The organism is Dietzia sp. SLG310A2-38A2 (assembly GCF_014145095.1).
Classification (GTDB): Bacteria; Actinomycetota; Actinomycetes; order Mycobacteriales; family Mycobacteriaceae; genus Dietzia.
Genome location: NZ_JAALDX010000001.1, coordinates 1 through 5,342 on the forward strand (window position 1 = coordinate 1; position 5,342 = coordinate 5,342).

At 69.0% G+C, this 5,342-nt stretch carries 7 protein-coding genes and 1 pseudogene; 4 read left to right on the forward strand and 4 right to left on the reverse strand.

What is annotated here, in order from left to right; translation table 11 throughout:
• On the reverse strand, positions 1–201 hold a 201-nt coding region (locus G6027_RS00005; RefSeq protein WP_277612269.1), incomplete at its 3' end, for a sigma factor.
• A 192-nt stretch (positions 202–393) separates the two neighbouring features.
• On the opposite strand from G6027_RS00005, the gene G6027_RS00010 reads away from it, so the two are divergent.
• Positions 394–1,413, forward strand: coding sequence for an oxygenase MpaB family protein (locus G6027_RS00010; RefSeq protein ID WP_187702453.1), 1,020 nt, complete (start codon positions 394–396; stop codon positions 1,411–1,413).
• Positions 1,414–1,466: 53 nt separating this feature from the next.
• Here G6027_RS00010 and G6027_RS00015 read toward each other — a convergent pair whose 3' ends face one another.
• The 3 genes from G6027_RS00015 to G6027_RS00025 all read right to left on the reverse strand — a co-directional run bounded on the left by G6027_RS00015 (position 1,467) and on the right by G6027_RS00025 (position 2,816).
• The gene (locus tag G6027_RS00015; protein WP_182634237.1) at positions 1,467–1,742 is read right to left on the reverse strand and encodes a DUF3072 domain-containing protein; all 276 of its coding nucleotides are present in this window, start codon (positions 1,740–1,742) and stop codon (positions 1,467–1,469) included.
• Positions 1,743–1,788: 46 nt separating this feature from the next.
• Positions 1,789–2,196, reverse strand: a complete 408-nt coding sequence (locus G6027_RS00020) for a YciI family protein (RefSeq protein ID WP_182634239.1) — start codon at positions 2,194–2,196, stop codon at positions 1,789–1,791.
• Positions 2,197–2,324: 128 nt separating this feature from the next.
• Entirely contained in the window at positions 2,325–2,816 is a 492-nt protein-coding gene (locus G6027_RS00025) for a hypothetical protein (protein WP_182634240.1), read from the reverse strand.
• A gap of 255 nt (positions 2,817–3,071) precedes the next feature.
• Between G6027_RS00025 and G6027_RS00030 the strand changes: the two genes are divergently transcribed.
• The 3 genes and pseudogenes from G6027_RS00030 (at position 3,072) to G6027_RS00040 (ending at position 5,239) form a co-directional block, all read left to right on the forward strand.
• On the forward strand, positions 3,072–3,461 hold the full coding sequence (locus G6027_RS00030) for a hypothetical protein (RefSeq protein WP_182634242.1): 390 nt from the start codon (positions 3,072–3,074) through the stop codon (positions 3,459–3,461).
• A gap of 70 nt (positions 3,462–3,531) precedes the next feature.
• Positions 3,532–4,494 (forward strand): annotated as a pseudogene (locus G6027_RS00035) (sigma-70 family RNA polymerase sigma factor); the annotation flags it as partial.
• A 187-nt stretch (positions 4,495–4,681) separates the two neighbouring features.
• Positions 4,682–5,239: a dihydrofolate reductase family protein gene (locus G6027_RS00040; protein WP_182634246.1), complete on the forward strand. Its 558-nt coding sequence runs from the start codon at positions 4,682–4,684 to the stop codon at positions 5,237–5,239.
• Positions 5,240–5,342: the final 103 nt, after the last annotated feature.

Here is a 5,342-nt window from a genome sequence, read left to right on the forward strand (position 1 = left end):
GCGCGCGGCGTCCAGGAACCTGCGCCACGCCACGGCGATCAGCCAGCCGCGGGGGTTGCGGGGCGGGTCGTCCGGCCAGGTGCGTATGGCCTCGAGCAGAGCGTCCTGCACGGCGTCCTCGGCCGCCGCGAAGTCCGCCCCGCGGCGCACGAGCACACCGATCACCTGCGGGGTCAGCTCGCGCAATTCCGGACCGATCATGGTGGGGTCGATCCTCCTACGCCGGGCGCGGATTCGGTTGTTGTGAGCTGCATTTACGCGCAACGGCTTTACAAACGAGTTTCATATGTCTAATACTCTCCGTCATCTGGCGTGAGCTGATTCACGCAGAGCGTGCAGTACCGACGAGGGGGCGACGTGGCAACCACCGAGAAGAACCGCATCGACGAGGGGCTGTTCGGCCCGGGTTCCGTGGCATGGAAGGTCTGGACCTTCCCGGCCTCCGCGCTGCAGGGTTTCGCGCGGGCCGTGACGATCGAGCACCTCGACCCGGACCTCACGGCCGCGGTCGACGAGACCGGTCAGGTGATCCAGCGGACTCCCCTGCGCTACGACCGCACGATGGAGTACTTCTCCGCCGTGCTGTTCGCGGACACCCCGACGGTCATCAAGATGTCGGACATCCTCATGAAGGTCCACTCGCGTGCCTACGGCGTCAACAAGGTGACGGGCAACGAGTACGACTCCAACAACCCGGACTCCCAGCTGTGGATCCACATGACGGCGTGGCACTCGATCCTGTACGTCTACGAGGTGTTCGGGCCTGGCAGGCTCAGCCGCGACGAGGAGAACGAGTACTGGCGCCAGTGCGCGATCGCGGCCGAGGTGCAGCCGATCCGCCAGGAGGACGTGCCGCTCACCCGCGGCGAGGTGCAGAAGTACTTCGACGACTGGCGGGACAAGCTGTCGGCGTCCGAGGCGGCGATCTCGAACGTCGACCACATCCTCAACGGCTTCGAGACCATCGAGCCGCGCCTGCCCACGATCCTCAAGAAGGTGGGCCGGCCCTTCCTGCGGGCGAGCATCATCGCCACCTACCCGCGGTGGATGCGCCCGATGCTGGGCGTGAAGCAGTCGCGGGCCGTGGACAGCGCGTCGATCGCCCTGTGGAAGATGTTCTACAAGGCCGCCCACAACAACCCCCGCGTGATGATGGCGATGGTCGAGCGGGTCAGCCCCCGCTCGGTCCGGTACATCGAACCCGCGATCCGCGGCATCAAGGCCGACAGCCCGCGGACGCATTCGCCGTCGTGGGCGCGGGAGCGCTACGGCGATCCGCGCACCCCGCTCGAGCAGTACGCGGACATCAAGGCCGCCCGCGCGCAGGGCGCCGCCGAGCAGCCGTATGAGCACAACCACCAGGAGCCGGTCCTCGAGTTCAAGGAGGCGGACCAGAACCCGGTGGCCGTCTGAGAGGACGGTCCGGCCGGGCACCCGTCTGAGTCAGGTGCCCGGCCCGGTCCCCGCTAGGACGCTCCGGCCCGCGGGTTGCCCTTCTGCAGGCGGTCGATGTGCTCCGAGGCCTCCGCCTTGGTCAGGGTCGCGGGCAGTTCCTCGCCGGCCTCGCGCGCGAGGGTGTCGAGGTAGCTCTTCTGCGCGGCCGTCATGGGCTCGTCGCCGGTCACCCAGTCGTTCGGGTCCCGCTGCACCGAGGTGTCACCGGATCCCGGGGTCTCGGGGACGGGGGCACCCAGGGTGTCCTCGGCGGCGTCGCGGTTCGGTGCCTGCTCAGGGTTGGTCATTCCCGCACGGTACGCCCGGAGCGGGAACCGGACCACCGCCGTCTGGTCAGCCCTCGAACTCCGGCGGCGCCTCCAGGAAGGGCCGCAGTTCGAGCCACTCGTGGATCGGCTCGCCGCCCGCCCCCGGGGCCGCGGACAGCTCACCCGCGAGCTCGAGGGCCCGCTCGTAGCTGGCGGCCTCGATGATCATCCAGCCGGCGATGAGGTCCTTGGTCTCGGGGAACGGGCCGTCGGTCAGCGGCGGGCGGCCCTCGCCGTCGTACCGCACCCACGTCCCCGACTCCGACAGCGCGTTGGCGTCCACGAACTCGCCGGACTCCTCCAGCCGCGCCGCGAAGTCGTTCATGTACTGGATGTGCGCGGAGACCTCTTCGGGCGCCCACTCGTTCATCGGCACGTTGTTGGGCGGCTCCGGAGCGCCCCGGTAGTGCTTGAGCAACAGGTACTTGGCCATGGTGATCCTCCTCGTACTGTGCGACCCAGTGTGGTCGCTTCACCAGTGGGACGGAACCGGATCCGGGTTCTCGACACGGGGTGGAAGACGTTGATGACGACGACGAGCTGGCGGGGGGCGCAATGCCCCTAGTCGGCACCACCATTGAGCTTCTCGGCCACGGCGACGGCGTCGACGTCCGGAGGGATCGTGATCAGCAGGTGCGCTCCGTGGAACTCGCCCCGGACCCGGACGGCTGAGAGCAGCTCGGTGTCGACTCTCGTCACCAGCCGCGCATTCTCGCCTGCGTGGGAGGCGTCCATCGTCAGCCTCCGCACCACTCCGGCTCCGGCGTTGTCCAGGGTCACCCCGATCGCGCCGGCCGAGTCCTGGTCGGCCGCCTCGACGCCCACGTGCTCGAATCCCGACGGATCGACCAGGACGTTCTCGCCATGGATCGACACACACTGCGAGTCCGAGTCCCGCGGACAGGTCTCGAGCAGCGCCATTTCCAACCCGGCCTCCGACGTCTCCGTCGAGCCGGGCGAGCTCGTGGACTCCGCCTCGTCTCCGGCGCCGCCTCCGTCCATGCATGCCGCTGCGGTCAATAGGACAGGAGCTAACGCCGCGAGGATTCGCATGAGGCCGGACCATACCCGATGTTTACCCCGATAGGTTGCCCCTTCCGAGCGTCCGTCAGCAGAGAGGCGCGAGTCGCCTGATGGGCGGCGCCTGCGCGGTCCCGGCAGTTCGGGACCTCGCGGCGGCGATCGCCGCCGGTCGGGACGTCGAGACCGCGCGATCCGAGGTCGAACGGGCGCGGTAAGGGCCGAGACACCCGGCAGCGTGTCAATCTCTAGTTGACGGCGCGGGTCTGTCAAGTTAGGATTGACACCATGAACTCGCCGATCGATACCGCCTTGACACTCCCCTGCGACGACGCCGTCCGGGCGGCGGAGGCAGCTGCTGCCGGCGCTGCGTTCTCGCAGGCCCAGAAGCTCCTCGGGGATCGACCCGGTCCGCAGAGCGACCCCGAACAGTGGAACGTCGCCGTGCAGCTCCTCGCGTTCCGTATCGAATGCGCTGCCGGATTCAATGCGTTGGGATCAGTCATCGGTCTCCGTCGATGGGGCGTCACCTGGGAGCTCATCGCCCGCGCGGCAGGCACCTCCCGGCAGGCGGCCCACACTCGGTGGAGCGCGCAGGTGCGCGCCACCCTGGATCGTTACGGCACCGGGGAGATGGGAGGGCCGGTGGCCGACGACGAGCACGATCTCTCCGAGTGACTCGACCTGGTCGCTGCTCACCGAAGCCCACCGCTGACCGCGCCCTCAGGCGGACAATAGCCGCGTGACCACGATCGAGGCAGAGTCCTACCGCCGTGAGATCCTCGGCTACTGCTACCGCTTCTTCGGCTGTGTCGCGGAGGCCGAGGACGCGACGCAGGAGACGATGCTCCGCGCCTGGAAAGCCCGGGACGGTGCCGAGTTCGGTGGCCGCTCCTCGCTGCGCACGTGGCTGTATTCCATCGCCACCAACGTCTGCCTGGACATGACGCGGGCGCCGCAGCGGCGCAGCCTCCCGACCGACCTCAGCGCACTCGGGAGCGTTCCAGGCGACCCCACATCGCTGACCACCATGCCCGAGCAGACGTGGATCGGCCCGGCGAGCGACGCCCACCTCGGCATCGACCCGTCCGCCACCGCCCTGACCCGCGAATCGGTCCGGCTCGCCTTTGTGGCCGCGCTGCAGTTCCTGCCACCTCGCCAACGAGTCGTGCTGATCCTCCGCGACGTCCTGGTGCTCTCGGCGGCCGAGTGCGCTGAACTGCTCGACATGTCCGTGGCCTCGGTCAACTCCGCGCTCGCCCGGGCCCGCACGACCATGGCCCGGCACGGGGCCACGCTCCCGGCCGACACCGCGGACGACGCCCCCGCCTACGACACCCGGCTACTCGAGAAGTACGTCGCCGCGTTCGAGGCTTACGACGTCGATCGCCTGGTCGCCCTGCTCACCGAGGACGCGGAGTTCAGCATGCCGCCGTTCGAACTCTGGCTCCGCGGACCCGCGCAGATCGAGCAATGGTGGCGCGGCCCCGGGCAGGTGTGCCGCAACTCGCGAACCATCGTCACCTCCGCCAACGGCCGGCCGGCCGTGGCGGTCTACCACGACACCGGCGGTCCCGACGACGGTGCGGCTCGGTGGGAGCCGTTCGCGATCCACGTCCTGGAGTCCCGCGCGGGCCGCATCTCGTCCCTCACGCACTTCATCGGCGCGGGCCACTTCGCCGAGTTCGGCCTGCCCGCACACCTGCCGTAGGGAGGATCCCCGCCCAGCAGGCCCGCCGGAGAATTTTCCCCCGCACCGATCAGTTTCATCGCCTCGGTCCGTCTAGCCCTGTGAAGGACGTTCCTTCAGGCCCCGAGCACCCGCTCGACCGGGCCCCCGAGCCTCGGCCACCGATGCAGCACGCACCGAGCACCGAGGCCAGACGAGAGGAAATCCCATGAGCCGCACGACCACGGCGCACATGTTCTCGACGCTCAACGGTGTGGCCGAACACGCCGACCGCTGGCAGTTCGACTCCTTCGGCCCCGACGAGATGCAGGGCATGGCCGAGATGACGGCCGCCACCACCGACCTGGTGCTGGGCCGCACGCTCTGGCAGGAGTGGTCCGGCTACTGGCCCGACGCGCAGGACCCGTTCGCAGAGTGGGTCAACCCGGTCCGCAAGCATGTGCTCACCTCCACCCTGACGGGCGAGTTGCCGTGGAACAGCGTCGTCGCCACCGGCGATGCGGCGGCGTACCTCAGGCAGCTGCGGCAGGAACCGGGCGGCGACATCGCGATCGCGGGCGGTGTGGAGACCACGAGGCGGCTGGTGCTGGCCGGACTGGTGGACGAGCTCACGCTGACCATCCACCCGGTGATCGCCGGTGAGGGCCGCAGGCTCTTCGACGACTCCGTCCCCACGACGCGGATGCGTCTTCTGAACTCGACCCAGACTCAGGTGGGCAACATCGTCGCGACCTACGCCCTGCGCTCCGACACCGCGGACGACTGACCAGACCCACTCGTCCATCGCCCGCCACCCATCACCCCGCCGCCCATCGATCAGAGGAGAATCAGATGTCCTTCCAGGGCGGTTTCATACGGTTGTTGCAACG